The organism is Arhodomonas sp. KWT (genome assembly GCF_010993615.1).
In genome coordinates, this window is sequence record NZ_WNXE01000009.1 from 41,681 (window position 1) to 43,150 (window position 1,470).

Genomic DNA, 1,470 nt, shown 5'->3' on the forward strand with positions numbered 1-1,470 from the left:
CGGGAAAGCGCGTTTCCGGGGGCACGGCGGGTGAAGCCCATTTCCCTGGGCCGCAGCTTCCTCCGATTCTCGGCTAGCGATTATAGCGACGGCGGGGGAAACCGGGCAACGCGCCGCCCGGCATCCATGGTGCCCCGGCGGGCGGGCCCGCCCCACGGGGGGCGGGCGGTCCCGGCCGGGGCGATCACGTCGTCCGCCCCGCCGCCCACTCGCCGGCGGAACGGTGTTAGAGCAGGTTGTAGACGAACACCACCACCACCGCGACCGGCGCGACGAAGCGGATCGCCAGGTGCCAGAGCCGGAAGCCGAGGGTCTCACCCAGGCCCAGCTCCTCGCTGGCGCTGGCCGTGGACATGCCCCAGCCAACGAACAGCGCGACGCCGAGCCCGGTGAGGGGCAGCATGATGTTCGCGGTGAGGAAATCGAGCGCGCCAAACAGGTTCTGGCCGAACACCGTGTAGCCGGACCACACGTTGAACGACAGCGCCGAGGCCACGCCCAGGGCCCAGATCGTCACCGCCGCCTTGATCGTCGCCGGCCAGCGGCCCTGGCCGCGCTCCTGCAGCCACTCCACCGTGGGCTCCAGCAGTGAGATCGTGGACGTCCACGCCGCGAAGGTCAGCAGCAGGAAGAACAGCGCCCCGAACAGCGCACCGCCGGGCATCGACCCGAAGGCCAGGGGCAGGGTCTGGAAGATCAGGCCCGGGCCTACGGCGGGCTCCAGGCCGTTGGCGAACACCACCGGAAAGATCGCGGTGCCCGCCATCAGCGCGATGACCGTGTCGAGCACCACCACGGACAGCGCCGTGCCGGCGATGGAGGTCCCCGGAGCGAGGTAGGAGCCGTAGGCGATCATGATCCCCATGCCCAGGCTCAGGGTGAAGAAGGCGTGGCCCAGCGCGATCAGCACGGAATGGGTACTGAGCTTCGAGAAGTCCGGGGTGAATAGGAAGTCCACGCCGGCGCTGAAGCCGGACGTGGTGGCGGCGTAGCCGATCAGGATCACCAGCAGCAGCGCCAGTCCGGGCATGAGTATCTTGGCGGCGCGCTCCAGGCCGTGGCGCACCCCGCGGCCCACCACCACCGCCGTCAGCGCCATGAACGCCGTGTGCCAGAGCACGAGCTGCCACGGGCTCGCCTTGAGCGCGTCGAAGGCGGCCTTCACCGTCGCGGCGTCGGCCCCGGCGAAGGTGCCCGTGGCCGTGCGGCCGACGTAGGCGAGGGCCCAGCCGGCAATGACGCTGTAGAACGAGAGGATGACGAACGAGCCGGCCATGCCGAGCAGGCCGACCCCGGCCCAGGCCGGCGAGCGGCCCTCGCGGCGGGCGGTCGCCGCCACGGCGTTGATCGGGCTCATGCGGCCGCGGCGCCCGAGCAGGATCTCGGCGATCAGGATGGGCAGGCCGATCAGCGCGATGCATGCCAGGTACACCACCACGAAGGCGCCGCCGCCGTTCTCGCCGGTGATGT

Annotated in this window: 1 protein-coding gene; it reads right to left on the reverse strand. The window is 71.0% G+C overall.

Annotated features, from left to right (window positions below; translation table 11 throughout):
- Window positions 1–226: 226 nt before the first annotated feature.
- Window positions 227–1,470: sodium-dependent transporter (locus G7A99_RS03660; protein WP_240466079.1), on the reverse strand; the 1,244-nt coding region annotated here is incomplete at its 5' end.